Origin of the sequence: Priestia sp. FSL W8-0524 (genome assembly GCF_038005965.1) — a bacterium.
Classification (GTDB): Bacteria; Bacillota; Bacilli; order Bacillales; family Bacillaceae_H; genus Priestia; species Priestia zanthoxyli.
Genome location: NZ_JBBOUG010000001.1, coordinates 144,793 through 169,832 on the forward strand (window position 1 = coordinate 144,793; position 25,040 = coordinate 169,832).

Here is a 25,040-nt window from a genome sequence, read left to right on the forward strand (position 1 = left end):
ATGAATATTAACAAGAGACATCGAGGCAGGTGAGTGGCACTGTTAATCAAACGAAGATCTAAATGGAAAAAAAGTCCTAACTCCCTTGAAGCAGAAGAAAAAGCAGAAATTGAACCTGGTAAAAACATAGAAGAAATTGTAAAAGAACTTGAAGAACGGTTAGATTATTCAAACGATATAGGGAAAAGACAGCTGAAATTTAATCACCAGAGTGCACTTTTAGTCTATTTTGTCCCTCTTATGGATTCAATGAAGCTAAACGATCATGTTATCAAACCTTTATTAATAGAAAAAGAAGGAGAGATAAAAGAAGTCATACAGGCCGCTTCGATTACTCCTACAAAAGATTTGGATGAAATGATTAGTTTAATGAGCCGAGGTGCGTCTATTCTACTAATTGAGAATGATTCGTTTGTTTATGCAATTGACTCTACCAAAACGGCTACAAGAGAAGTTAATCAAGCGCTGAATGAAAAAGTGATTAGGGGTTCACAGGAAAGTTTTGTCGAGAGCTTGGACAAAAATCTAAACATGATGAGGCAAAAATTTTTAGATGGAAGCCTTATTGTACGCTATATCGAAGTAGGCAGTATTTCACGCACTCGAGTGGCAGTTTTATATTTGAAAAATATAGCAAACGCAGAAATTTGTAATATGATTATTGATCGTATCAAACAAATTGAAGTGGATGGAGTAGATAGTGGGAGCATCATTGAAGAGGCTTTAGAAGATTCGCCTCTTTCACCCTTTCCTCAGCTGTTGAACACAGAAAGGCCGGACCGGGTAATGGGTAACCTGTTAGAAGGCAGAATGGCCGTTTTAACAAATGGAAATAGTTCTGCGTTAATTGCTCCTGTTAACTTTTTTACTTTTTATCAATCGCCTGAAGATTACAATACGCGTGCACTTTATGGCTCATTTTTTCGACTTTTACGCGTGTTCAGTTTTTTTGTTGCCATGAGTTTACCTGCGATTTATATTGCAACGATTTCTTTTCATTACGAGTTAATTCCTTTGGACTTAGTATTTACGGTAAAAGGATCTCTTGAGAACGTTCCGTTTCCTCCGATAGTAGAGGCATTTATTATGGTATTGATATTGGAACTATTAAAAGAAGCATCGCTCAGGCTGCCTTCATCCATTGCTCAAACCATCGGGGTAGTTGGAGGATTAGTTATCGGCACAGCAATTGTTGAAGCGAGTTTAGTTTCAAATATGATGATTATTGTTATTGCTCTAACAGCCGTTTCTTCCTTTGTTGTGCCATCAAACGAAATGAGCACAACGCTGCGAATTTTAAGTTTTCCTATGATGATCGGAGCAGCCGTTTTTGGCTATTTGGGTATTGTTTTTGTACTAGTGCTCATCGTTATGCATTTAGTTATTTTAGAGTCCATTACGATGCCTTACTTAATTCCTTTTGCTCCATTTAGATTTTCCGGCTTAAAGGATGTCTTTGTAAGGATGCATCAGCTTTATTTGAATGAAAGGCCTGCTAATGCTAAGCCTCAAAAACGTAAACGTCAAAAAGCGATAAGGAATTGGGATTCAAATGAATAAAAATAGTATTTCAGCCAGTCAGCTGTTCTTTATCATCTTACAAACTCAAATTGGGATTGGTGTTTTAGGGTTACCTTATAACTTATTTAAAACGGCGCATACGGACGGCTGGATTTCCATGTTAATGAGCGGTTGTATTATTCAAGTCATTACATTATTCCACTGGGGATTAACGCATCGTTTGCCAGGTTTAACGCTGTATCAGATGACTAGCAAGCTGCTTGGTAAGTGGTTAGGTAATTTTTTGAATATAGGATACGTGTTTTATTACATTATTGTCTCAAGTGTCATTACGGTTTTATATGTAAACGTGTTAAAGCGCTGGCTTTATCACTTGACGCCAGCTTATGTTCTTGTCTTTTTATTAGTTGTTATTGCGTTATATTTTGCAAAAGAGAATGTACGCAATATAGGGCGTTTTTTTACTATTGTATCTGTATTTTTAATTATTTTGGTATTATTGGTGTCAAATGCTTATAAAGAGGCCGATGTCCGGTATCTATTTCCGATTGGGCACAGCGGTATTCAAAATATTTTGCTGGCGTCAAAAGAAGGAAGTATCTCAATGTTAGGTTTTGAAGCTATTTTAATTTTAGCACCGTTTGTAAAAGCAAAGTCTACGACGACTTTAAAAATGGTCATGCTTAGTAATTGTATCGTTACGATTTTATATGTGTATATTATCATTGCTTGTTATATGTTTTTTAGCCCAGATGAAATTTTAATTGTACCAGAACCGGTTTTATATATTTTGAAGGCGACGCAAAACTCAGTTATCGAACGAATCGATTTGGTTTTTATTACTTTTTGGATCATTTCTGTTATTACGTCCCTTATTATATATGTATATATTTCAAGTGTAGGCATGCAGGAAATCTTCAAAAAGAAAACTCACCGTCCATTTGTTCCAATTGTATTGATATTTGTAACAGGTCTTTCCATTTATTTTTCAAAAACGGATCAGCTTGTCGCAGCTTTGTCTCAAACAACTAATTATTTAATTTACGTATTCATTTTCTGTATTCCTATCTGTTTGCTATTACTGTCATGGATTAGAAAAGGAACTGTAAAAAATGAAGGATAAACTGATCAAGATAATGAGCATATGTTTAGTTTTAAGTTTTCTAACGGGGTGCTGGGATCAAAAAATGTTAAAAGATACGATGTTTTTGTCTACGGTAGCTTATGAAAAAAAGAAAGGAAATAAGGTGCTTTCTACTATTGCTATCCGCTCATATACGTCTAAAGAAGGGATTTTAGTAAATAAAACTTATCATGTAGCAGGGGATTCACCTCGAGATGATCGAACAAAAATTAACCAGCAGGTTTCTGGAATTGTTATGTCTGCCAAAAAGAGAATAATCTTATTTGAAGATCGATTAGCTAAAGAAGGTATACTAGAATTATCAGACGTCTTATATCGCACACCGGAAAGTCCTCTAACGGCTAAGTATGTCATTGTAGAAGGGAAACCGAGTACGATAGTTGAGCTACAGCAAGTAGGAGAAGAGCTAATTGGAGAATATTTAGACGGAGTTGTCCATACGGCTGAAGTCAATTCCTTAGTGCCAATTGAAACTCTTCAGTCACTTTGTACCGTGTTGTTTGATGAAGGAAAAGGGCTAGCTCTTCCTTATATGAAATTAAATACTGAAAATAAGACCGTTGATGTAATCGGTACAGCTTTGTTTAATGAAGATAAATTTTCAGGTATTACATTAAATTCCGATGAATCTAAGGCGCTTCTTTTATTAGGAAATCAAAAAGACAAATATATGATTATGAGTCACAAAATTACCATACATGATCAACAGTATGTAGTATCGTATGATGTGTCAGATGCTAAAGCAAAAATGCACGTTAAACCTGATGCGGTGCACGGAGCAAAAGTAATCATACCGCTAAATATAAAAGTAAGTATTAATGAATTTACTAAAAATGAAATGTCATCTCCTGCATTAACAAAAAACGTACAGAAAGAAATTGAAAAGATTCTACAAAAGAAAGCTGAAAAAGTAGTTGAAAAGCTGCAAAAAGCTAACTGTGATTTTCTTGAAATAGGAAGAGAAGTAGCTGCTTATCATCCGAGTATATGGAAAAGGCTTAAATGGAGACAGGACTATAAAAACATCTCGATTAATCCGAAAGTACAAGTGGAAATTATCCATCGTGGAGTTATTAATTAACAAAAGTCATGCGAAAAGCGTGGCTTTTTTAATTGAAAAAATTTTAGTTTACAAAATAACAAAAAGGGAATTGTATTTATTTATTGATGTGATAGGATAAAAAAGCATATAAATGCATTCACTACGAATGAAAGCAGTGGACGGGTACATATAGATAATAATAAATGGTTTTGGGAGTCAAAGAAGGTGATGTTGAAGTGAATGTAAGCATCAGGTCAATTGTTAAAAAAGTCATGTTCACTCTATTTATTGCGTATACGGCAGTGGTCATTTATGCTACTCTCATACGGGAAAACGAACATGTTTACGGAAAAGCAATGAACTTGGATTTATTTAGTACAATCCGTCTGATGTGGGACAGCGGTAATATAATGCTCACTCTGACAAATATACTGGGAAATATCGTGATGTTTGCGCCGCTTGGAATGTTTATTCCGTTGTTTATGAAGTGGTTTGACGGTTTTATTCAAGTCTTTACGACGGGTTTCTTAATCAGTTTTCTGATTGAAATTTTACAGTACAAGCTAACGGAACGAGTATTTGATATTGATGATATCTTTTTGAACACGCTAGGTACATTTATAGGCTGGGTTATTATTAAAATACTATATTGGATTAAGAACATGCTGAAAGCACGTTTCAAAAAAAGATGAAAGGACTTCTTTACGAAGTCCTTTTTGCATCTTGTTGATAGAAACACTTAATGCAGCGTCTTACGGAAGAATGTGAGGATTCAACGATAATGTGCTGACAATTTTGCTGAACAAATAATAACTTTCCTTCAAGCTGCTTAATTTGTTTTTTAAGCTGTTCTACTTCATTATTGATAGATATTTGAACCACTGTTAACAAACTCTTTAGCTTTTTCTTTCATTCCTTCTTTTCTTACTTCGTTTACATCTTTTTCATTTTCTTGAGCCATGTTACGAATATCTTGAGAAATACGCATCGAACAGAATTTAGGTCCACACATTGAACAGAAATGGGCTGTTTTAGCACCTTCAGCGGGAAGTGTTTCATCGTGATATTCTTTTGCGCGCTCTGGATCTAGTGACAGGTTAAATTGATCATTCCATCTAAATTCAAATCTTGCTTTAGACAGAGCATTATCGCGTTTTTGTGCTCCTGGATGGCCTTTTGCTAGGTCAGCAGCATGCGCAGCAATTTTATAGGTGATAACGCCTTCGCGAACGTCTTCTTTATTCGGGAGTCCTAAATGTTCTTTTGGCGTTACGTAGCAAAGCATAGCTGTCCCAAACCAGCCAATCATTGCAGCACCAATACCTGATGTAATATGGTCATAGCCTGGAGCGATGTCGGTTGTAAGCGGTCCAAGAGTATAGAAGGGGGCTTCCTGGCATATTTCCATTTGTTTATCTACGTTTTCTTTGATGAGATGCATTGGAACATGTCCAGGACCTTCAATCATAACTTGAACATCGTGTTTCCAAGCAATTTTAGTTAATTCACCAAGCGTTTCTAATTCACCGAACTGTGCCTCATCATTAGCATCTGCAATGGAACCAGGACGTAGCCCATCGCCAAGCGAAATAGCAATATCGTATGCTTTACAGATTTCACAGATTTCTTCAAAGCGAGTATATAAAAAGTTCTCTTCATGATGAGCTAAACACCACTGCGCCAAGATGGATCCTCCGCGTGAAACAATACCTGTCGTACGTTTCGCTGTCAGAGGAATATAACGTAAAAGAACACCTGCGTGAATAGTAAAGTAATCAACACCTTGTTCTGCTTGTTCAATTAATGTATCGCGGTATGCTTCCCACGTTAGATCTTCTGCTACGCCTTTTACTTTTTCAAGCGCTTGGTAAATAGGAACGGTCCCTACAGGAACAGGCGAGTTGCGGATAATCCATTCGCGTGTTGTGTGGATATCCTTTCCTGTTGATAGATCCATAATTGTATCGGCTCCCCAACGCGTTGCCCATGTCATTTTTTCTACTTCATCTTCAATAGCTGAACGAATAGCTGAATTTCCGATATTAGCATTAATTTTCACATGGAATTTGCGGCCGATAATCATCGGTTCGCTCTCAGGGTGATTGATATTATTAGGGATAATCGCACGTCCTCTTGCTACTTCTTCACGCACAATTTCAGGATTCATCTGTTCACGAATAGCGATAAATTCCATTTCGGGCGTGATGACTCCTTTTTTCGCATAGTGCATTTGCGTTACATTTTGATTTTTTTTCGCGCGCAAAGGTAAACGTTTAGTGATAAAGCGCTCGTACTGATCTCTTGGATCACCGTCATAATAACCGTTATCCTGTGGCTGAACCGTACGGCCTTGATATGTTTCTACATCGTTTCGTTCTGCAATCCACTTTTCGCGCAGAGCTGGTAATCCTTTTTGTAAATTAATTTCATAAGAGGGATCTGTATAAACACCGCTCGTGTCGTATACACGTACGGGACTATTTTCTTCTTCACCAAAAGACCCTGTAGTAGGAGACTGATGAATTTCACGCATAGGTACTTTAAGGTCTTGTCTGGATCCTTGGACATATACTTTGTGACTGTTTGGAAAAGGCTTTTTCATAGAAACTGATACATTTTGTTTTGACATTACATATTCCTCCGGTTTCGCATAAAGTGTAGCTATACCGAACCATAAAAAAATCGGGTTCTGTGATAGACAGAACCCGATGGAATAGGCAAAAAAAGAATAAACATATACTATTCTTTTCAAGACTACTTCCCTCCGCTGGTATAACCCAAATCAGGTTCAAAGGGTTAAAGAGTTTTATTGCACTCTTCTCTCAGTCTGAGCTATCAGACACCCCTAGTAGAAATAACATTCAAATTATTCAATTTACGGCTTAAGTTTACCATCATTCGGTAAAAAATCAACCCTTAAATAAAAAAAGCTAGACAATTAGCGTTGTCTAGCAGCATCGATTGCAATCACAATAGCTGTAATAATATGCATGATAAATCCCAAAAATGGAATCCAAGCAACCAGTGAGGTAACAAGCCCTAGTATGTTTCCATAAGCAGATAACCCTCGTCTATTAGCTAAAATGAGTGTGATAGCATGAAGAATAAATCCAATAAAAAGAGGAGTATAGCTAAAGCCCATAACAATCCCCGCGCCAATTAAAGGAATTCCCAGCAAGGCTTCATACCCAGCAGTGACCCATTTCATTGTACGTACATTTCCATTCATAGTAAAAAGCCTCCTAAAAAAGATACTACTATATACGAGAAAAGAGAGAAAAAAGTTTCAAATTACTTAGGGGATATGTCGTATAAGTCAGCCCTATTGGATTAAAATGATAGATGACAGTAAAGGGGGATGGAAAAAACATAATGATTTAGTCATTTTTTCACACTAAAGAAAAATAGTCTAGATGATTCATTTTTAGCTAAGGGACCAGAATTTATACTGAACATGGTGACTGCTTTTTAAAATAAATAAAAGCTGATATCGTGTTTTTTGGTTGTAGCATGTAAGCTTTTTATTACAAATTATTAAAGATTCTTATCTTTTTGCAAATACACATTGTATTTCATAGTTTTAACAATTATGATAAAAAAGCAAGTGTCAAAATAGGAAAATAGTTGAGCATGTAAAACGAAGCGATAAGCTTATTAATTTGAAAGAAAGGCAAGGTACATAGCTTTATGTGGGAAATTATTGTAGCAATCATTTTAGGGATTGTAGAAGGTTTAACAGAGTTTGCTCCCGTTTCGTCAACTGGGCATATGATTATTGTGGATGACCTGTGGTTAAATTCAAAAGAATTATTTTCATCTCCAGTAGCTAATACATTTAAGATTGTTATTCAGCTAGGGTCGATCTTAGCAGTAGTTGTTATTTTTAAAGATCGTTTTATTAATTTATTAGGATTGGGAAAAAAACCAGCTGCTGCAATTGGACCGACAAATCGCTTAAATTTAATGCAGGTAATTGTTGGTTTGTTACCCGCAGGAGTGTTAGGACTTTTGTTTGATGATTACATTGATGAACATTTGTTTTCTTTAAATACGGTGCTAATTGGCTTAGTGGTCGGAGCTGTATTAATGATTCTAGCAGATTTGTTTGGACCTAAACGTCCGCGTGTAGAGACGGTGGACCAAATGTCTTATGGACAAGCACTAGGTATAGGACTGTTTCAATGTATTGCTCTTTGGCCAGGTTTTTCTCGTTCAGGCTCAACGATTTCAGGAGGGGTTCTTCTTGGAATGAGCCATAAGGCAGCCGCAGATTTTACATTTATTATGGCAGTGCCAATTATGGCAGGAGCAAGTGGACTTTCATTGGTTAAAAACTGGCAGTATTTCACATCAGATGCACTACCGTTTTTTATTGCTGGTTTTATCAGCGCCTTTATTTTTGCGCTTATATCGATTCGCTTTTTCTTAAAATTAATCAACCGCATTAAATTAGTTCCGTTTGCCATTTATCGAATTGTCTTAGCGGCTATTCTATATTTTGTATTTTTATAAAATAAATAAGCGTATTTTATAGCCATTTAAACTTCTAATAAAGACTTAAAAAGCAAGAAAAAGCTATTGCAACATTGCAATAGCTTTTTTGCATAAATATATATTATTGTCTTTTGAAAGCGTTTTATAAACATGGGTATTGACAAAACGTGTCGAAAAATAGTAAATTAATATTTGTGCAGTATAAAGTTAAGTAAAAGTAAGACTTCTGTTTAGTTTTATTGACTGTAAAAAACGTATGACAACGTATAGATCGTTTTAATTTTATAAAAATTGAATAATAAGCTTAATCGTATAGAGCGGGGGAATCATTATCGGCAGTAAAGCTGCCTTGGGGTGAATCCTTACAAAAGGTAGGAAACTCTCAATTCCGAATCCGACAGTTAACCTCGTTTGCTTTATTGAGAGAAAGAGCCCAAAATAGCGTAAGTAAAAGGCTGTTCTTTCTTAAGAATAGTCTTTTTTTGTTTTTTCAGAAAAGTATATACAAATGTCATACATCTTTGGGGAGGTACATCTATGAAAAAAATTCGTTTTGGTTTGGCTACGCAGATTTTTACCGGTTTAATCCTCGGTGTTCTTGTAGGAGTAATTTGGTTTAACGATCCGCGTGTAGTAACATACCTGCAGCCGCTGGGAGACTTGTTCTTAAGATTGATTAAGATGATTGTTATTCCAATTGTTATCTCAAGTTTAGTCGTTGGAGTTGCAGGAGCAGGTAGCGGTAAACAGGTCGGAAAGCTGGGCGTTAAAACCATTCTCTATTTTGAAATTATTACAACTTTCGCAATTGTAATCGGTGTATTGATTGCTAATATTTTTCACCCTGGACAAGGTGTAGACATTCATTCAGCACAGAAGAGTGATATTTCACAATACGTTGAAACATCCGAACAGCAAGAAGGAAAGTCAGTGGCTGAAACGTTCTTACACATTGTTCCGACAAACTTTTTCCAGTCAATTGTTGAAGGGGACATGCTAGCAATTATCTTCTTTACAGTATTGTTCGCACTTGGAGTAGCGGCAATTGGAGAAAGAGGAAAGCCTGTTGTTCAATTCTTTGACGGCGTTTCTCACGCAATGTTTCACGTGGTAAACCTAGTAATGAAAGTGGCTCCGATTGGAGTATTTGCTTTAATTGGTGTAACAGTTTCGAAATTCGGTTTAGAGTCACTTCTTTCATTAGGAAAGCTTGTTATCTTAGTTTACTTAGCGTTAATTTTCTTCCTACTTGTTGTATTAGGAGGAATTGCGAAATGGGCAGGAATTAACATTTTCCACTTATTCCGCTATATGAAAGATGAACTGTTGTTAGCATACAGTACATCTAGTTCTGAGACAGTTCTTCCGCGAATTATGGAAAAACTTGAAAAGATGGGCTGTCCAAAAGCTATCGTATCGTTCGTTGTACCAATTGGTTATACCTTTAACCTAGATGGTTCTGTTCTTTATCAAGCCATTGCAGCGTTATTCTTAGCGCAAGTGTATGGTATTGATTTAACAATCGTTCAACAGCTGACGCTCATTCTTGTATTGATGGTTACATCTAAAGGAATGGCTGCAGTGCCAGGAACATCATTTGTTGTATTACTAGCTACTCTTGGAACAATCGGCGTTCCGGCAGAAGGATTAGCCTTCATTGCGGGAGTAGACAGAATCATGGATATGGCACGTACGGTTGTTAACTTAGTAGGAAACACACTAGCAGCAATTGTAATGTCTAAATCTGAAGGCAAATTTGACCCTAAAAAAGGTACAGAGGTCATGAGAGCCGGCTAATTTATAAATTTAAAAGCTACTTATTCTATTCAAAAAATTAGAATAAGTAGCTTTTTTCATAATAATTCCTTTATTATTATGGGAATTGACCCTATAATATGTAACATCAGGTATAAAAATATCCAAATTTTATTCTTACATAAAGCAGTCACTGGTTCCTTTCTTTATCAGTAAATATAGAGATAGCTTAGCTAGTTGGGGGATAGTAGAGTATGTGGAAAAAGCGAATATGGGTCATCGCCTCGATAGTAATCGTATGTTTGTTAATCCCTTACAGTTTACCGATTGTGTTTGCTTTATTAACAGCATTAGCACTTGAGGGTATTGTTCAAAAATTACATCAATCTTTTAAAATGAAGAGAGTCTACGCAGTGCTTATGACCTTCATTTTATATGTTGTTTCGCTCATACTTATTGGATTTTTTATTGTTCGGACAATCGTTACGCAAGTGGTAGCTCTTTCAAAAATAGCGCCTTCCTTTGTAAAAGAAATCTATGAAACCGCAATTTATCCAACTATTATTAAGTGGAAGTACTATTCAAACGCTCTTCCTACGGAAGTGATTTCTTCTATCGAGCGCACGCTTGAAAAAACCGTAAATTCATTAGATTCTCTATTAAAAAGTACGGTAGAAATCATCATTAGCTTTGCCGCAACTGTTCCTGGGTTTCTACTAGAGTTTCTTATTTATTTAGTAGCGCTTGTATTTATCAGCCTTGAGCTGCCTGCTATTAAAAATAAAATTAAGTCTTTCTTAACAGAAGAAACGAAATATAAGCTACAAGTTGTCATCACTCAGCTTATCCAAGCCGGGGTTGGTTTTATCAAGGCACAAATTATTTTAAGTGTCATGACGTTTGTAATGGCTTATGTAGGACTTTGGCTATTAGATGTTCCGTATACCGCGCTTCTTAGTTTATTAATTGTAATTGTCGATATCTTACCAATTCTTGGGACAGGCTCGGTGCTCGTTCCATGGGGGATTTTTGCTCTTACTCAAGGACATGACTCATTAGCAATCGGCTTATTTATTCTATTTGGAGTCATTACGGTAGTAAGACGTGTAGTAGAACCAAAAGTATTTTCTACAAATATGGGTATTTCACCTTTGGCTGCATTAGTTAGTTTGTACATTGGATTTAAACTTTTAGGTTTTGTCGGGTTGTTTTTAGGACCGGCTTTAGTTATTTTATACGATGCTCTTCGTAAAGTAGGTATTATTCAAATTAACTTTAAATTATAAAAGCGCTGGATAAAACTAGCGCTTTTTTTATTGAAACTTTTGTAGTACGTCATACGTAAAGAGGGAAAGGAAAAAACTATGTCGCGTTGGTTTTTATCTATCAATCGGCTAAATTATAGTTTTGCAGTCTTAGATTTAATGACATGAGGAGGAGAATTTTTGTTAGAGTCGGTTTTACTTTCTTTAATTGAAGCGCTAAAACAGCTCTCTTATTTTGGCGTAATTTTAGCATTAACGTTTGAGTTTGTCCCCGCAGAGCTTGTTTTACCTTTAGTAGGGTATTGGGTGTACCAAGGTGATATGAACTTGTATCTGGCTATCCTTGCAGGTACAGTAGGCGGTGTGTGTGGACCGTTGACTCTTTATGCACTGGGACGTTACGGTGGACGACCGCTAGTTTTAAAATATGGAAAATATTTTTTGGTGAAAGAAAAAGAAATTGACGCTGCCGATCGCTTTTTTAATAAGTACGGCAGCGGGGTCGCTTTTTTTGGACGGTTTATTCCAGGAGTGCGTACGGCTATCTCTTTTCCATGCGGGATGGCAAAAATGAATGTATGGCTGTTTTCTATTTACACATTTGTTGCGATGCTTCCAGTAACGGCTATTTACGTATATTTAGGATATAAGTTAGGACCTAAGTGGAAAGAGGTGGGTCCGATTGTGTCTCAATACATGCAGCCTATTGGAATCGGAATTGTTGTTTTAATTGCGTTGTTTTTTATCATTAAATATGTGCGGAATAAACAAGTAGGACAGAGCTGATAAATCGAGGAAAAGAGTGAGGATATGTCAGAGCATGAACAATTGAGAATAGAATTGCGAAAAATTGAAAAGTGGGAGAAAGACCAAAAAGGACTTTTTTTCTGGGAGCGGCTGGCTCGCTTGCCTTTTTCAGCTTTAGATAAAGTAACGCCAAAGTTCATTCATCAAAAAATAGAAAAATTATTAGATGAAATTGCCAAGTATGTTGATAATGGAGGCCAGTATTTAGCTAATACGTCTGCCACCCTAGAGAAAGCATCAGCCAAATTACAAGAAAATAAGCAGCTGTCAATAGAGGACATTCAGCATTTATCTCTGCAGGAAATGGATGAGTTGGCGGAGTATTTTATTGAAGTCCGAAAAAAGAATGCGCAGCTGCAAGGAGCTACAACCGGAGTAGGTGGAATTTTCACACTGGCGATTGATATTCCTTTTGTATTGGGACTTACACTTAAGACACTGCAAGAAGTGGCTGTTTCTTATGGTTACGATCCCACTGAGCAAGAGGAACGCATTTTTATGGTCAAATGCATGCAGTTTTCATCCTCTGATATTGTAGGAAAGCGTGCGATTTTAGAAGAATTAGCAAGCGGCAATCGAACGCAGAGCTTGCAGCAGCTCCAAGGTTGGAGAGAAGTGTTTCTAACCTATAGAGACAACTTGGGATGGAAAAAGCTATTTCAAATGATTCCTATAGCAGGGATGGTATTTGGGGCGTATATTAACAAACAAGCGATTAGCGATATAGGAGAAGTTGGAATGATGCTTTACCGTAAAAGACGCATTTTAGAAAAAGTCTCACAATCTAAAAAATAAAAATAGGCTGGTATGAAAGTATTTTAGTTGAAAAAAAATCCGAACGAGTTTGATTCTTTGTTGAGAATCAAATACGTTCGGATTTTTTTATTGATATAGTAAATGTAGCTTTCATGTATTTAGTTGCCTCTAGGTGTTGATTGGAGGGCAAGGCGAAGACTCCCGCGGAAAGCAAAGCCTTGCACGGAAATCAACAGCGGTGTAACGAGCGATTCATATTAGATCGTTTACCTTTTTGTTCGTGTGTAGATGGGATTGATTTGTTTATGTCTCAATTACTTTTTTTCGACATTATTTCTGGGGAAATATGTCGAGGTGTGTTAAGCCTATTTTCTTAATCAAAATGAAAAGTAGGAATGGTAATAGTATTTTTTCGTCTGGCAATCAGTAAATAAATAATTCCAATTATACTCCATACAATACCAATAAATAAGGATGTTTTTTCTAAGTTAAGCCACATAAAAAATAAAAATAAACTGCCGAGTAAAGGCATAAGTACATATGAAATATACCCACTGAGAGATCGTTTGTTTTGTTGAATAAAATAATGGATAAAAACCGCTATGTTAACTGAACTGAACGCAATTAAAGCACCAAAATTAATTAAAGAGGTAGCTTTTTCAAGAGACAGACTTAGTGAAATTAAAGAGAGACCACCAATAATGACTACGTTCCAAACAGGCGTCTTTGTTTTAGGGTGAATATAGCCAAAAATTCTCCGTGGCAGATAACCATCTTTCCCAATTGCGTAGAGAAGTCTTGATGCACTCATATGTGAGACAAGTCCAGAAGCAATAGTTGATGTTAAGGCTGCTGCTACAAAAATAGATTGAAACAGCTGGCCGCCAATTTTATAAGCGATTTCAGCCGATGCACCTTCTAAATCATGAAACAAAGAGGCTGAAGGGAAAAGAAGCTGAGCAAAGTAAGAAACCGTAATAAATAAGGCGCCTCCCGTACATGCAATAATGAGAATCCCTTTGGGAATGGTTTTCTCAGGCTTAAGTGTTTCTTCAGCCATGGTGGTTACAGCATCAAACCCTAAAAAAGAAAAGCATAAAATAGCTGCTCCGTTTAATAAAAGAGATATAGAAGCCGATTCACTTATAAACGGTTTAAATGATAGCTCTTGCCCTTGAGTTGTAGCACTTAAAATAATAAAGATGATAGCTACTAAAATTTGAAAAGCAACTAATAGCGTACCAAAAGAAACGGTTAAATGAACGCTAAAAATATTCATTATGGTCATGATGACCACAAAGCTGATAATCCATACGGCTTTTGGAACACCTGGAAACAGAGAGCTTAGGTAAATATTTGTCAAAAGTGCATTAATCATCGGTAGAAATAGATAATCAAGAAGAGCCGTCCATCCTACCAAAAAACCAATGCTTGGATTCATTACTTGCTGTGCGTATGTATAAGAAGAACCAGCTCCAGGAAAAGCTTTTACCATTTTTCCATAACTAATGGCTGTGAATAAAATAGCAATCAACGTGAATGCATAAGCACCTGAAACATGTCCATCTGTGGATTCAGTTACAATGCCAAATGTATCGAAAACGGCCATGGGTGCCATGTAGCCTAATCCTATCACGACGATATGCCATAATTTTAGTTGTTTAAGAAGAGAAGGTCCATGATTCATATTTGTCATCCTTTCTGTGTATAATCATTCTGCAATATTTATTATTATACTATATTGTTAGATTTGTCATCTTTTTTTGAAAAAGAAGAGAAAATTGCGCGCTAAGAGATAAAGAGCGTTTAGTTAATTACTAGATAAAGCAAAAAAATGCTTTTTTTCACTTTGATTTTTACCATTGAGTCTAGAAAGCATTTTACATAAAATGAAAGAAAGTAAAAAAGCTTTCGATTAGTATGATCTACTTGTAATAAATACGAAAACAAACTTTTGAATGCGGTTACATTTTTGCGGGTGTATAAACTTATAATGATGATAAAGGAGATGAAGGAAGTGATTGCTACACCCTATATAAACTTGGAGATAAACAAGGGACCAGGTGTGCATGTTGTATTGGATGAAACAAAAAAAGATGGTGTTTATTTTATTAAATTAACGGTCAAGTCGATTAAAAAAAGAAGTCTTCCAAAAATGGCGTTAAAATGGAGCGTTCCGTTGTTAGATATCCAGCTATATAAATCTATACAAACTAGTCAGGGAGATGTGAGTACCTCTTCTGTTCATTGTTTTATGAATAAAAATGGCTCTAACCGCTACACTATTGCATGTTCAGACATACTTCACCCTATTCGGTGTGCCCCCAATTGGAAGGAAATGTGTCTAGATGTGGAGATGAACTTATTTAGTGAAAGCACTTGGTCTCTTCATAGCTACGAAACTGAACTGCGAGTAGATACAAGAATGATTGAAACAGAAGAGTTATTCAAAGATTTAGCGAAATGGTATGAAAGAAAAGAGGTTAATCTAGCATCTGCTGTTGAGCATGCAACGGCAATAGATGAAAAAGGAAATGTCTCGTTAGATATTTGATGGTGAGGAGAGAGATAAAGTGGGGATCTTATTTAATGAACGTACAAAGGAGTTTCACCTGCAGGGCCGCGATGTAAGTTATATCTTTTCAGTGTTGAGAAACGAGCAGCTTGGTCACTTATACTATGGAAAAAAGCTTAAGCACCGTCCGTCTTTTCAGCATTTTTTACGTGTGGAAACAAGAGGAGCTAGCGCTTCGGTCTATGAAGGAGAACTAGCATTTTCTCTTGAAACAATCAAACAAGAGTATCCTTCTTATGGGACAACAGACTTCAGAGAGCCAGCCTACCAACTTCTTCAGCAAAACGGAAGCCGAGTCACCAATTTTGAATACGATAACCATAAAATTTACAAGGGCAAGAAGTCATTAAACGGCTTACCTGCTACATACGTAGAAGAAGAGAGTGAAGCCACGAGTGTAGAAGTTGAACTGATTGATAAATTGCTCAATGCATCACTTATTTTAACGTATACCGTTTACGAAGACCGAAATATTATTACGCGTCACGCACGATTTGAACATAGAGGAGAAGAACCAGTCGATATTTTGCGTATCATGAGCGGCAGCATTGATTTGCCCACATCAAACTATGAAATGGTTCAGCTTTCCGGTGCTTGGATTCGAGAGAGACACGTGAAAACAAGAATGCTTCAGCCGGGTATTCAAAGTATTTCTAGTGCGAGAGGTACAAGCAGCAGTCAGCAAAACCCATTTTTAATTTTAAAGAATCCAGCTGCAACTGAACACAGTGGAGAAGCGTACGGTTTTAGTCTTGTATACAGCGGAAACTTTCTTGGACAAGTGGAAGTAGATCACTATAATGTATCAAGAATAACGATGGGTATTCATCCTTTTGATTTTCAGTGGCGACTAGAAAGTGGACAAACTTTTCAATCACCAGAACTAGTATTGGCTTATTCAAATAACGGGCTAAACGGTCTTAGCCAAGAGTATCATGAGCTTTATCGCAAGCGTCTCGCTAGAGGAAAATGGCGGGATTTAGAGCGACCAGTTTTAATTAATAACTGGGAAGCGACGTATTTTGATTTTAACGAAGAGAAAATTGTACACATTGCCAAAGAAGCACAAAAGCTGGGCGTTGAACTTTTTGTGTTGGATGACGGCTGGTTTGGTAAACGTAATGATGATACAACTTCTCTTGGAGACTGGTTTGTAGATGAAAATAAGCTTCCGGGCGGTATGAAATCATTGGCTCAAAAAGTAACGGATTTAGGTATGGACTTTGGATTATGGTTTGAACCTGAAATGATTTCAAAGCAAAGCAACTTGTATGAAAAGCATCCAGATTGGTTGATTCATGTGCCAAATCGTCATCAGTCTCATGGACGAAATCAATATGTGCTTGATTTTTCACGAGAAGAAGTAGTGAATTATATTTATGAACGAATGGAAGCTATTTTAAGTGAAGCACCTATCTCGTATATAAAATGGGATATGAACCGAAATATAACGGAGATTGGATCTGTTGGGCTACCCGCGAATCGCCAGTTTGAAGTAGTACATCGCTACATTTTAGGAGTATATGATTTGTATGAGCGACTAACAAAGAAGTTTCCGGATATTTTATTTGAATCGTGTGCAAGCGGGGGCGCTAGATTTGATCCGGGAATGCTTTATTATGCTCCTCAAGCTTGGACGAGCGATAACACGGACGCGGTTGAACGTCTGAAAATTCAGTACGGCACGTCTTTTGCTTATCCAATCAGTTCAATGGGAGCACACGTATCAGCCGTACCAAATCATCAAGTACGCAGAGTAACAAGTCTAGAAACAAGAGGAGACGTTGCGTATTTTGGCGCATTCGGTTATGAATTAGATGTTACGCTGATGACAGAAGATGAAAAAGAAACGGTAAAAAAACAAATTCAGTATTATAAAAAATACCGATCTCTTATTCAAAATGGAAGATTCTATCGATTAAAAAGTCCGTTTGAACAAGATGGAAATGTGACGAGCTGGATGGTTGTTTCATCCGATCAAAAGCAGGCAATCATCGGTTATTATCAAGTATTAGCTAGATCAAATCCTTCTTATGAACGCATTGAGCTAAAAGGGCTTCATCCTGATTATGAATATACAGTGATGGAAACAGACCAAACAGCTTATGGAGATGAGCTCATGTACGCAGGAATTGCTCTAACTCATGAATATCCGGGTGTTGAAGCATACGATAAAAAATCTGGAGACTTTGTATCGGTTATTTACACACTGCAAGCGCAATAAGCAAAGAGGCTGGGACATAACGAAATAAATCCAATCGAAAGATGAACAAATGAGATACATGAGCTGGACTGCTTATGACACCGCAATTGATTTCCGTGCAAGGCTTCGCTTTCGCTCCTGCGGGGTCTCACCTGTTCCGCTTTTCCCGCAGGAGTCTTCGCCTTGCCCTCCAATCAACTGCTAGAAGGAACGAAACAAATAAAACGATATGCATCATCAAAAAAAAAACGAACCACTCATCAAACAGGTTGATGAATGGTTCGTTTTTTACTTGGGCTCAACTACTTTTGTCCCAGCCTCTTTAAGTTAACTATTATTTATGAAGTGTTGACATAAAAGGCGTGATAATGGTAACTTTTAGTTATAATTGTTAACTTTATATTTTTTTAGTTTACTAAAGTGGAGGGGAATCGATGGAAACCACAAGTTTAAGAGATTGGAAAGCACTTGCTCAGTCTATTATTAAAGGGAAAGAAATTACATATAAAGAAGCGCTTCAACTTCTTTATGTACCGGATGAAGAAGTGTTAGAGGTCATGAATGCCGCGTACTTAATTCGTCATCATCATTATGGAAAAAAAGTAAAGCTTAATATGATTATTAATACTAAATCGGGTTTATGCCCAGAAGACTGTGGATATTGTTCGCAGTCGATTGTATCAGAAGCGCCCATTGATAAGTATGCGTGGTTAACAAAAGAGAAAATTGTAGAAGGTGCTTTTGAAGCTCAAAAAAGAAAAGCAGGTACATATTGTATCGTAGCGTCAGGCCGCCGCCCTACTGATAAAGAAGTAGCGCACGTAGTGGGAGCGGTAAAGGAAATTCGTCAAAAGACAGACTTGAAAATCTGTGCCTGTCTAGGATTTTTAACAGATGATCAAGCACACGAACTAGTCGAGGCGGGTGTTCATCGCTATAATCATAATTTAAATACTCACGCTGATAACTATGACAATATTTGTTCTACGCATGGCTATGAAGATCGAGTCGATACGGTTACTACATCTAAAAAAGCAGGTTTGTCACCTTGTTCCGGTGCAATTTTTGGAATGGGCGAGACAAATGAACAAGCCGTTGAATTAGCTTTTCAAATTAAAAAGTTAGATGCAGATTCTATTCCATGCAATTTTCTTGTTGCCGTTCCAGGAACGCCTCTAGAAGACAAAAAGGCGTTAAAGCCAATGCAATGCTTAAAGCTGTTAGCGATGATGCGTTTTGTAAATCCAACCAAAGAAATTCGAATTTCAGGAGGCAGAGAAGTTAACCTCAGATCACTTCAGCCGCTTGGTTTGTTTGCTGCAAACTCAATTTTTGTAGGCGATTATTTAACGACTCAAGGTCAAGAACCTACAGCTGACTGGGGATTAATTGAAGATTTAGGATTTGAAATCGAAGAATGTGCACTGTGAAGCCGTTGAGAAATCAACGGCTTTTTTTATCTTCAGCAGATTTACAGGAACTATACGTTTACTTTACAAAACTCAACAGCTTCTTTATATTGCCTTCACAAATAACCATTATTATAAAACATGTGAACGATAAGTGAATAGTTACTAAGGTTATGAAATTGAGAAACCACAAAAAACAATAGGTCTATATAAACATCCTATGCGTTTTTTGTGGTTTTTTTATAAATGAAAGGAAGGAATCGTTTTGAATAAGGAAGCAGATTTCTTACAACAGCTTGGACAAGATCGTTTAATTGCATCCATTAAAAGTCCGAAAAATTTAGAGCAATTTTTAGAAACAGAGATCCAGGCCGCCTTTTTATTAACGGGAAACATCAGTGTAATTAAACGCTATGTAGATTTACTCAAACAGCATAATCGAACGGTTTTCTTACACATTGAAAAAATTCCGGGAATTAGCTATGACCGGGAAGGGCTTAAATTTCTCGCTAAGTTTGTAAAGCCCACAGGTATCGTAACCACTAAAAGTTCACTCATTAATTACGCAAAACAGGAAGGGCTGGTTGCTATTCAGCGGCTGTTTTTAGTGGATACAGACGCAGTAGCACAGGGGTTAAAAACCGTTCAAGATATTAAACCGGATGCATTAGAACTAATGCCAGGATTGATTCCGGAGATGATAGAGAAAATCGTTAAAAAAACAAGTATCCCTATTATTACAGGTGGACTCATTCAAAATGAAAGCCATATCCAAGCTGCTTTAAAAGCAGGGGCTACGGCAGTTTCTACAGGAAAATCATGGCTATGGAAAAAATATGAATGAGCGAGAAAGGAGCGTTTTTAATGAAAAAAGTAGAGTTAGTTAACGTTGGAAAGTCATACGATCAAAAAACAAATGTCATTCAAGATATTAATGTCACAATTGAACCTGGAGAATTCTTCGTATTAGTAGGTCCTTCAGGGTGCGGGAAAAGTACAATGCTGCGAATGATTGCCGGATTAGAAGAAGTCACACAGGGAGAGTTGCTAATCGGGGATGTAAAAGCAAATAAACTGCTTCCAAGTCAGCGCGATTTGTCCATGGTGTTTCAAAACTATGCTTTATATCCGCATTTGACAGTAGAACAAAATATTCTTTTTGGTCTGCATACAAAGAAGATTTCAAAGCAAGAACAGCACAAGCGCTGCAGGGAAGCAGCAGAAATGCTTGGTTTAAGTGAATATTTAAAACGAAAGCCTAGACAGCTTTCGGGAGGACAGCGTCAGCGTGTAGCACTCGCACGTGCTATAGTTACTCATTCACCTATTTGCCTGATGGATGAGCCGTTATCCAACTTGGATGCGAAGCTGCGAGCAAAGATGAGATCAGAAATTCGCCAGATTCAGCGTAAGTTAGGTATTACGATGATTTATGTCACGCATGATCAAACGGAAGCGATGACGATGGCGGATCGAATGATGATTTTAAATGGAGGTAATATTCAGCAGGTTGGGCGTCCGCTCGATATTTACAATGCACCGGCAAACACGTTCGTAGCGTCGTTTATAGGTTCTCCCCCTATGAACTTATCAAACGTTTCTATAGAAAATAACTTACTCGTTTTTGAAGATAGAAGAGCTATTTCTATGAGTGCATCATACAACAACCTTAGCGGTAAAAAGGAAGTTGTGGTTGGAGTAAGACCTGAGCACGTTCAGCTTGCGACAAACGACAACACCAGCTTTATCGTAGAGGTAGATAATGTCGAAATTCTAGGAACGGAAACACTGCTTACATTTCAAATGGGAGACAAACAGTGGATGGCTAAGTGGAACGGTCAATGGAATATAAAAGTGGGAGAGCGCGTCCCTATTTTTATCGATCCAAAACACCTGTTTTTATTTGATAGTGATACAGGTTCATGCTTGCACTATGAACCATCAACGGAAGATTTAACTGTAAAGGGGGCATTTGTATGAGTGCTGTTACCAAAACAGCAAACTCGCCTGTTTCTGTTTCATCAAATCCACAAGAAAAGAAGTCAATGCCTAACCTATTGGTAGGATTATCTTACTTGCTGCCATCATTATTGTTATTTGGTGTATTTCTTTTCTACCCAATGATTAAGACCTTATATTTAAGTCTTTTTATTACAGACACACAGGGAAATCCCTTGAAATTTGTAGGATTACAAAATTTCTTTTATCTATTTACAGATCCAAACTTTTTACAAAGTATGAAAGCCACTTTTTTATTTGTACTATACACGGTGCCTATTGGCTTAATTATTGCATTATTCCTAGCGCTAATCGCAAATGAAAAGCTAAAAGGAATTGGTTTTTTCAGAACAATGTTTTCATCTGCGATGGGAATGAGCGTAGCGGCTTCTTCTGTAATTTGGATGTTTATGTATAACCCGACAATCGGTGTTATTAATAAAGTATTAAATCTTGTAGGCATTCATGATGTGCAGTGGTTATTAGATCCTAAGTATGCGCTGATTGCTGTGTCCATCTCTACGATTTGGATGAACATTGGGTTTACCTTTTTAATTTTACTTGGCGGGTTACAAAATATTGATGAAAAGCTGTATGAAAACGCGCGTATTGCTGGAGTTAGCTATTGGTATCAGCTCCGTAAAATTACGCTTCCTATGCTTTCGCCAACGCTGTTTTTTATTATCACCGTTTCGTTTATTAACGCGTTTCAAACGTTTGGACAAATTGACATTTTAACAAAAGGCGGGCCTACAGATTCCACAAATGTCATTGTTTATTCAATCTACAAAGATGCATTTGTAAACTATAATGTTGGCTCTGCAAGTGCTCAAGCTACAATTTTATTTTTCTGTATTCTACTGGTTACCGCTCTTCAATTCAAGCTTGGAGAAAGGAAGGTACATTATCAATGAGCATCACGAGAAAATGGACAACTTATTTGTTACTCATTGCAGCTACTTTAGTATTGATGTTTCCTATCCTATACGCTTTTTCCATTAGTTTTATGAGTGGAGCGGAAGTGTTAGAAGGGAAGATTTGGCCGTCATCTTTTTCATTTGAAAACTATCGGGATGCTTTTGAAAAAGTTCCGCTGCTTCATTATTTAATTAACAGTTTTGCTGTATCTATTTTTGTCATGGCCGGGCAGCTGTTAGTTTCAAGTTTGGCTGCTTTTGCATTTGTATTTATTAAATTTAAAGGAAGAGATACTATTTTCTTTCTCTTTATTTCTACGATGATGATTCCATGGGAAGCAACGATGGTTCCTAACTTTTTAACAGCACAAAAGCTAGGCTGGATTAATAACTATTTGGGATTAACAATTCCTTTTTTCGCCTTAGCATTTGGAACATTTTTATTGCGTCAACAGTTTAAAACCATTCCGGGCGAGCTGTATGAAGCTTCTCAAGTCGCAGGGATCAGCCGCTTTCGTTTCTTTTGGAATGTTGTGCTTCCTGTTTCTAAAACAAGTCTAGTTACGCTTGGCGTATATAGCTTTTTAACAACATGGAATATGTATTTATGGCCACTGTTAGTGACAAATACAGAGGATGTTCGTACCGTTCAGATTGGTTTAAAACAAATGCAAACGCAGGAGATTTCAACTGATTGGGGAGTGGTTATGGCTGCTGTCGTGGTTGTTATTATACCGACATTATTACTATTATTCCTAGGTCAAAAACGTCTTCAAAAAGGATTAACACAAGGTGCAATTAAATAGGAGAGTGAATGTGATGAAAAAGATATTGGCTATCGTAACGGCATGCTTGCTGGTCATTCTAGGCGCTTGCTCAAACTCAACTGGTTCTTCGGAAGCGCAAGAAACTAAAAAAACAGCATCAGGTAAAACAGAAGTCGTTTTTTGGCACGCCATGAGCGGTGACCTTGAAAAATCACTCAATAAAATAGTCGATGAGTACAATAAATCTCAGGATAAAGTTGAAGTAAAGCCCGTTTTCCAAGGAACGTATGAGGAAGCACAAACAAAATTTAATACGGTAGCAGGAACTAAAGATGCACCTGCTATCATGCAAACGTTCGAAGTAGGAACGAAATTCATGATAGACAGTGGTAAGGTTCAGCCTGTTCAAAAATTTATTGATGAAGACCACTACGATACTTCACAGTGGGAGAAAAATATTTCAAGCTATTACCAAGTAGATGGAAAGCAATATTCAATGCCGTTTAACTCTTCAACACCTGTGTTAGTTTACAACAAAGATGCCTTTAAAAAAGCAGGGTTAGATCCTGAAAATCCACCAAAAACGTATGATGAATTAAAGGCAGCTGCAAAGAAACTAACAGAGAAACAAGGAAATAAAACATCACAATACGGTTTTTCAATTCTAAATTACGGATGGTTCTTTGAAGAGCTAGTTGCTTCTCAAGGCGGTTTGTATGTAGATCACGAAAACGGTCGTAAAGGGGATGCCGAGAAGGCAGTATTTAATGGAAAAGAAGGACAAAACGCATTTAATTTAATCAATGACATGTACAAAGAAGGTACCTTCTACAATGTAGGGCAAAACTGGGACGATATGCGCGCAGCATTTCAATCTAAAAAAATTGCAATGTTTTTAGATTCATCAGCAGGTATTAAAACATTAGTAGACAATGCTCCATTTGATGTGGGTGTATCAGATCTTCCTGTGCCAAAAGAAGAGGATCGCCAAGGAGTAGCTATCGGGGGAGCATCTTTATGGATGTCTAAAGGAATTAGTGATGAAACATCTAAAGCGGCGTGGGACTTCATGAAATATTTAGCAACACCAGAAGTTCAGGCAAAATGGCACGTGGAAAGTGGCTATTTTGCGGTTAATCCTAAAGCATATGATCAAGAAATCGTAAAGAAAGAATGGAAAAAATATCCTCAACTAAAAGTGACGGTTGATCAGCTTCATAAAACTAAATCAACTCCGGCAACACAAGGCGCTTTAATTTCGGTATTTCCGGAATCACGCCAAAAGGTAGTAACAGGAATGGAAAGCCTGTACCAGGGAGTAAAGCCGAAACAAGCACTTGATCAAGCAGCAAAAGAAACGAATAGAGCATTAGAAGTAGCCAATCAAAAATAACGTATGATTACGAAGCTCGTCTTTCAAGTTATTTTGAGGACGAGCTTTTTATTTAGTGAATGACTAGTTAGGGGAGATAGAGGACAATGAATAATTCAATTGATCTTTATGCGCATCGCGGCTTTAGCGGACGATATCCTGAAAATACAATGATCGCATTTGAAGAAGCTAGGAAAATGCGAGTTTCAGGTATTGAATTGGATGTACAACTAACCAAAGACGGAGAAATAGTAGTGATTCACGATGAACGAATTGACAGAACGACGAATGGAATGGGATATGTTCAAGAATTTTCATATAAACAGCTGCGGTTATTCGATGCTGGAAGCTGGTATGATTCTCGTTTTTCTAAACAATCAATTCCCACGTTAATAGAAGTGTTTGAGTGGATGATGGACAAAAAGACAGAAATGACCGTGAACATTGAATTAAAAAATGACCAAATTTACTATCCAAAACTTGAGGAAAAAGTTCTTCGTCTAATCGATGAGTTTGATTTAGAAGATCAAGTTATTTTGTCATCTTTTAACTATGATAGCTTGGCTAAAGTGAGATCTCTCCATTCATATATCCCAACAGGATTTTTATTTGAAGGGGTGAGTGAAGATGCGATTGGAAAAGCAAAATCGATAGGTGCGCACCTGCACTGTGATATGTCGTTTGCTCTTTCTTCGTACGGGAAAAAAGCAAAGCAAGAAGGATTAGACTTACGAGTATATACAATTAATGAACTGAATGACTTTTTGAAGCTCCAGCAGGCTTCAGTAAAAGTAGTGATGACAGATTACCCTAACCGTTTTTCCTCTACAATGTTCAAAGGATGACGCAGAAAGGCCGTATGTATTCGTACGGCCTTTTTTATAGGGTAAATATTATTTTATTCTGAATAGTATAAAATTTATATTGTGAAATTGTTTTATAGATGATATATTGAGAGTAGATTATAATGTTCCTTATGAAAGCGAATACATGTTGCGTAGCTCCGCAAACGTTC

Annotated in this window: 21 protein-coding genes and 2 riboswitches; of the genes, 18 read left to right on the forward strand and 3 right to left on the reverse strand. The window is 37.1% G+C overall.

Going from position 1 to position 25,040, the window contains the following annotated elements:
* Positions 1-33 precede the first annotated feature (33 nt).
* The 4 genes from NST66_RS00770 to NST66_RS00785 all read left to right on the forward strand — a co-directional run bounded on the left by NST66_RS00770 (position 34) and on the right by NST66_RS00785 (position 4,399).
* Positions 34-1,560 (forward strand): spore germination protein, encoded by a 1,527-nt coding sequence (locus NST66_RS00770; protein ID WP_340843022.1) that lies wholly within the window; start codon positions 34-36, stop codon positions 1,558-1,560.
* Positions 1,553-2,644 (forward strand): GerAB/ArcD/ProY family transporter, encoded by a 1,092-nt coding sequence (locus tag NST66_RS00775; protein WP_028412688.1) that lies wholly within the window; start codon positions 1,553-1,555, stop codon positions 2,642-2,644. The genes NST66_RS00770 and NST66_RS00775 overlap by 8 nt, the downstream gene beginning before the upstream one ends.
* On the forward strand, positions 2,634-3,746 hold the full coding sequence (locus NST66_RS00780) for a Ger(x)C family spore germination protein (protein WP_034264034.1): 1,113 nt from the start codon (positions 2,634-2,636) through the stop codon (positions 3,744-3,746). Before NST66_RS00775 ends, NST66_RS00780 begins: the two co-directional genes overlap by 11 nt.
* A gap of 197 nt (positions 3,747-3,943) precedes the next feature.
* A complete protein-coding gene (locus NST66_RS00785; protein WP_224357742.1) occupies positions 3,944-4,399 on the forward strand; it encodes a VanZ family protein in 456 nt (151 codons plus the stop codon).
* Positions 4,400-4,566: 167 nt separating this feature from the next.
* Here the strand turns inward: NST66_RS00785 and thiC are convergent, their stop codons facing one another.
* Positions 4,567-6,336, reverse strand: a complete 1,770-nt coding sequence (gene thiC / locus NST66_RS00790; RefSeq protein WP_028412684.1) for a phosphomethylpyrimidine synthase ThiC — start codon at positions 6,334-6,336, stop codon at positions 4,567-4,569.
* Positions 6,337-6,449: 113 nt separating this feature from the next.
* Positions 6,450-6,564, reverse strand: a riboswitch (TPP riboswitch).
* A gap of 81 nt (positions 6,565-6,645) precedes the next feature.
* The gene (locus tag NST66_RS00795) at positions 6,646-6,936 is read right to left on the reverse strand and encodes a hypothetical protein (protein WP_014461804.1); all 291 of its coding nucleotides are present in this window, start codon (positions 6,934-6,936) and stop codon (positions 6,646-6,648) included.
* A gap of 458 nt (positions 6,937-7,394) precedes the next feature.
* Between NST66_RS00795 and NST66_RS00800 the strand changes: the two genes are divergently transcribed.
* The 5 genes from NST66_RS00800 (at position 7,395) to NST66_RS00820 (ending at position 12,823) form a co-directional block, all read left to right on the forward strand.
* Entirely contained in the window at positions 7,395-8,219 is an 825-nt protein-coding gene (locus tag NST66_RS00800) for an undecaprenyl-diphosphate phosphatase (RefSeq protein WP_028412683.1), read from the forward strand.
* A 273-nt stretch (positions 8,220-8,492) separates the two neighbouring features.
* Positions 8,493-8,632, forward strand: a riboswitch (cyclic di-AMP (ydaO/yuaA leader).
* Positions 8,633-8,738: 106 nt separating this feature from the next.
* A complete protein-coding gene (locus tag NST66_RS00805; RefSeq protein ID WP_028412682.1) occupies positions 8,739-9,998 on the forward strand; it encodes a cation:dicarboxylate symporter family transporter in 1,260 nt (419 codons plus the stop codon).
* Between the two features lie 212 nt (positions 9,999-10,210).
* Positions 10,211-11,242, forward strand: a complete 1,032-nt coding sequence (gene ytvI / locus NST66_RS00810; RefSeq protein ID WP_013055188.1) for a sporulation integral membrane protein YtvI — start codon at positions 10,211-10,213, stop codon at positions 11,240-11,242.
* Between the two features lie 159 nt (positions 11,243-11,401).
* Positions 11,402-12,007 carry a DedA family protein gene (locus NST66_RS00815; RefSeq protein WP_013055189.1) on the forward strand — a complete coding sequence of 202 codons (606 nt, stop codon included), beginning with the start codon at positions 11,402-11,404 and terminating at the stop codon, positions 12,005-12,007.
* Positions 12,008-12,031: 24 nt separating this feature from the next.
* A complete protein-coding gene (locus NST66_RS00820; protein ID WP_033580864.1) occupies positions 12,032-12,823 on the forward strand; it encodes an EcsC family protein in 792 nt (263 codons plus the stop codon).
* A gap of 334 nt (positions 12,824-13,157) precedes the next feature.
* Here the strand turns inward: NST66_RS00820 and NST66_RS00825 are convergent, their stop codons facing one another.
* Positions 13,158-14,471, reverse strand: coding sequence for an APC family permease (locus tag NST66_RS00825; RefSeq protein ID WP_028412680.1), 1,314 nt, complete (start codon positions 14,469-14,471; stop codon positions 13,158-13,160).
* Positions 14,472-14,792: 321 nt separating this feature from the next.
* Between NST66_RS00825 and NST66_RS00830 the strand changes: the two genes are divergently transcribed.
* From NST66_RS00830 to NST66_RS00870, 9 genes are all read left to right on the forward strand, one after another.
* Positions 14,793-15,338, forward strand: coding sequence for a hypothetical protein (locus tag NST66_RS00830; protein WP_328141541.1), 546 nt, complete (start codon positions 14,793-14,795; stop codon positions 15,336-15,338).
* Positions 15,339-15,357: 19 nt separating this feature from the next.
* Entirely contained in the window at positions 15,358-17,583 is a 2,226-nt protein-coding gene (locus tag NST66_RS00835; protein ID WP_328141539.1) for an alpha-galactosidase, read from the forward strand.
* 413 nt (positions 17,584-17,996) lie between these two features.
* Complete coding sequence (gene bioB, locus NST66_RS00840; protein ID WP_034264346.1) at positions 17,997-18,992, forward strand: biotin synthase BioB; 996 nt, start codon at positions 17,997-17,999, stop codon at positions 18,990-18,992.
* 244 nt (positions 18,993-19,236) lie between these two features.
* On the forward strand, positions 19,237-19,815 hold the full coding sequence (locus NST66_RS00845; protein ID WP_028412676.1) for a glycerol-3-phosphate responsive antiterminator: 579 nt from the start codon (positions 19,237-19,239) through the stop codon (positions 19,813-19,815).
* A 20-nt stretch (positions 19,816-19,835) separates the two neighbouring features.
* Positions 19,836-20,951 carry an ABC transporter ATP-binding protein gene (locus tag NST66_RS00850; RefSeq protein WP_028412675.1) on the forward strand — a complete coding sequence of 372 codons (1,116 nt, stop codon included), beginning with the start codon at positions 19,836-19,838 and terminating at the stop codon, positions 20,949-20,951.
* Positions 20,948-21,883 (forward strand): carbohydrate ABC transporter permease, encoded by a 936-nt coding sequence (locus NST66_RS00855; protein WP_340843023.1) that lies wholly within the window; start codon positions 20,948-20,950, stop codon positions 21,881-21,883. Before NST66_RS00850 ends, NST66_RS00855 begins: the two co-directional genes overlap by 4 nt.
* On the forward strand, positions 21,880-22,692 hold the full coding sequence (locus NST66_RS00860) for a carbohydrate ABC transporter permease (protein WP_033580861.1): 813 nt from the start codon (positions 21,880-21,882) through the stop codon (positions 22,690-22,692). The genes NST66_RS00855 and NST66_RS00860 overlap by 4 nt, the downstream gene beginning before the upstream one ends.
* 13 nt (positions 22,693-22,705) lie before the next feature.
* Complete coding sequence (locus tag NST66_RS00865; RefSeq protein WP_028412672.1) at positions 22,706-24,046, forward strand: ABC transporter substrate-binding protein; 1,341 nt, start codon at positions 22,706-22,708, stop codon at positions 24,044-24,046.
* An 86-nt stretch (positions 24,047-24,132) separates the two neighbouring features.
* Entirely contained in the window at positions 24,133-24,870 is a 738-nt protein-coding gene (locus tag NST66_RS00870) for a glycerophosphodiester phosphodiesterase (protein ID WP_028412671.1), read from the forward strand.
* Positions 24,871-25,040 lie beyond the last annotated feature (170 nt).

What these genes read in the sequence shown, in the direction of transcription:
- NST66_RS00775 (WP_028412688.1), top strand. Translation starts at nt 1,553, where the DNA reads ATGAATAAAAATAGTATTTCAGCCAGTCAGCTGTTCTTTATCATCTTA.
- NST66_RS00780 (WP_034264034.1), top strand. Translation starts at nt 2,634, where the DNA reads ATGAAGGATAAACTGATCAAGATAATGAGCATATGTTTAGTTTTAAGT.
- thiC (WP_028412684.1), bottom strand. Translation starts at nt 6,336, where the DNA reads ATGTCAAAACAAAATGTATCAGTTTCTATGAAAAAGCCTTTTCCAAAC.
- NST66_RS00795 (WP_014461804.1), bottom strand. Translation starts at nt 6,936, where the DNA reads ATGAATGGAAATGTACGTACAATGAAATGGGTCACTGCTGGGTATGAA.
- NST66_RS00800 (WP_028412683.1), top strand. Translation starts at nt 7,395, where the DNA reads ATGTGGGAAATTATTGTAGCAATCATTTTAGGGATTGTAGAAGGTTTA.
- NST66_RS00805 (WP_028412682.1), top strand. Translation starts at nt 8,739, where the DNA reads ATGAAAAAAATTCGTTTTGGTTTGGCTACGCAGATTTTTACCGGTTTA.
- ytvI (WP_013055188.1), top strand. Translation starts at nt 10,211, where the DNA reads ATGTGGAAAAAGCGAATATGGGTCATCGCCTCGATAGTAATCGTATGT.
- NST66_RS00820 (WP_033580864.1), top strand. Translation starts at nt 12,032, where the DNA reads ATGTCAGAGCATGAACAATTGAGAATAGAATTGCGAAAAATTGAAAAG.
- NST66_RS00825 (WP_028412680.1), bottom strand. Translation starts at nt 14,471, where the DNA reads ATGAATCATGGACCTTCTCTTCTTAAACAACTAAAATTATGGCATATC.
- NST66_RS00830 (WP_328141541.1), top strand. Translation starts at nt 14,793, where the DNA reads ATGAAGGAAGTGATTGCTACACCCTATATAAACTTGGAGATAAACAAG.
- bioB (WP_034264346.1), top strand. Translation starts at nt 17,997, where the DNA reads ATGGAAACCACAAGTTTAAGAGATTGGAAAGCACTTGCTCAGTCTATT.
- NST66_RS00850 (WP_028412675.1), top strand. Translation starts at nt 19,836, where the DNA reads ATGAAAAAAGTAGAGTTAGTTAACGTTGGAAAGTCATACGATCAAAAA.
- NST66_RS00855 (WP_340843023.1), top strand. Translation starts at nt 20,948, where the DNA reads ATGAGTGCTGTTACCAAAACAGCAAACTCGCCTGTTTCTGTTTCATCA.
- NST66_RS00860 (WP_033580861.1), top strand. Translation starts at nt 21,880, where the DNA reads ATGAGCATCACGAGAAAATGGACAACTTATTTGTTACTCATTGCAGCT.
- NST66_RS00865 (WP_028412672.1), top strand. Translation starts at nt 22,706, where the DNA reads ATGAAAAAGATATTGGCTATCGTAACGGCATGCTTGCTGGTCATTCTA.
- NST66_RS00870 (WP_028412671.1), top strand. Translation starts at nt 24,133, where the DNA reads ATGAATAATTCAATTGATCTTTATGCGCATCGCGGCTTTAGCGGACGA.